Raw genomic sequence first — 1,616 nt, 5'->3', positions numbered from 1 at the left:
GTATCGGGCCGCTCTGCACGTGCGACCTAGCCGCCACGCTCGGCGTGACGGAGTCGGCCGTGAGCCATCAGCTCCGCGGCCTCCGCATGCTTCGGCTCGTCGCGAGCGACCGTGACGGCCGGGTAGTCTACCACCGGCTCGATGACCACCATGTGGCGGTCCTTCTCGACGCCGCGGCCGAACACGTAGGCGAGTCCGAGAACCTGCCCCCTCTACAGGTCGCCGCATGAGCACGCTGCGCCGCTTTCTCGCCCCCATCGCTGCGCTGCTCGCGCTCGTCGTCGCCCTGCAGACGACGGATCTGGTCCCGTGCGCCGACGAGGCAGCAGCAGCCGAGTACACCGGCGTCACGCATCTGGACGCGCCAGGCGCTCAGGGAGCGCACGCGGTGCCCGTTCCCGGCGACTCCCATGAGGAGGGGGAGCACGAGCACGACGGTGGGGCCTTTGCGGACTGCCTGTGCCACGTCGTCTTCGCGCCGACCGGGATCGTCCCGGCCGTCGGCACACGCCCCATAGGGGGGCCTGGCGAGTTCGCTGCCTTCGTGGCCGCGCTGCCGGAGGTCGAGCCGCTGGGGCTCGAACACGTGCCTCTAGGCTAGAGGCTATCCGCACGCCAGGATAGATCCGTACCTCGCCGCGTCACCGGATGGATGCCCCCAGAGAGGGGGCACTCGTCCAGGACGCGAGAGCCGGATTCGTGTGGACCGCCGCGCCCGTTGGGGGCGCGGCCAGCAACCCTGCCTGCCCTCGCCGAGCGCGTGCACAGCCGTGCACAGACGCGCGCGGCCGTTCTGAGGGCAGCAGCACTCCGCCCCTCCCGGTTTCAGGCTCTCCATGTTCGACCGTATCGTCGCGTTCTCGCTCCGGCAGCGGGTTCTCGTCCTCTTCGCCACCGCTGCGCTCGTCGCAGCCGGCCTCTACGCCGCCACCCGGCTCCCCGTAGACGCCGTCCCCGACGTCACCAACAACCAGGTCCAGGTCCTCACGCAGGCCCCGGCGCTCTCGCCGCTCGAGGTCGAGCGCTTCGTGAGCGTTCCCGTCGAGCTCGCGCTCAAGTCGCTCCCCGACCTCGTCGAGCTGCGCTCGCTCTCGCGCCAGGGCATCTCCGTCATCACCGTCGTCTTCGAGGACGGCGTCGACACGTACTTCGGCCGCCAGCTCATCCTGGAGCAGCTCCGCGGCATCGCGGGTCAGCTGCCGCCGGGCACGGAGACGCCCGAGCTCGGACCCGTCTCGACGGGGCTCGGCGAGGTGTTCCGGTACACGCTCCGCGACACCACGGGCCAGTACTCGCCGATGGAGCTCCGCACGATCCAGGACTGGATCGTCCGCCGCCAGTTGTTGGGCGTGCCCGGCCTGGCCGAGGTCAACTCCATCGGCGGGTACCTCAAGCAGTACCAGGTGCTCGTCGACCCCGACCGGCTCGCGGGCTATGGGCTCACGCTCCGCGAGGTGTTCGACGCCGCAGCCGAGGCCAGCGGCAACGTCGGGGCGGCCACCATCGAGACCGGCCCGGAGCAGCTCTCGGTCCGCACGGATGGGCTCGTGCAGTCGATCGGCGACCTCCGGCAGTCGGTCGTCGCGACGCGCGGCGGCACGCCCGTCACGCTGGGC

Annotated in this window: 3 protein-coding genes; all 3 read left to right on the top strand. The window is 71.2% G+C overall.

The window, feature by feature from the left end; translation table 11 throughout:
- Window positions 1-230: ArsR/SmtB family transcription factor (locus WBA11_RS05780; RefSeq protein WP_424519763.1), on the top strand; the 230-nt coding region annotated here is incomplete at its 5' end.
- Window positions 227-601, top strand: coding sequence for a hypothetical protein (locus WBA11_RS05775; RefSeq protein WP_424519762.1), 375 nt, complete (start codon window positions 227-229; stop codon window positions 599-601). The genes WBA11_RS05780 and WBA11_RS05775, both read left to right, overlap by 4 nt.
- Window positions 602-836: 235 nt before the next feature.
- Window positions 837-1,616 (top strand): efflux RND transporter permease subunit (locus tag WBA11_RS05770; RefSeq protein WP_424519761.1); only part of this gene is annotated, 780 nt, incomplete at its 3' end.

The organism is Rubrivirga sp., assembly GCF_049648075.1.
In the GTDB taxonomy this organism is placed as follows: Bacteria; Bacteroidota; Rhodothermia; order Rhodothermales; family Rubricoccaceae; genus Rubrivirga.
The sequence above is the reverse complement of the archived record's forward strand: the minus strand, read 5'-3'. Positions and strand labels throughout refer to the sequence as shown.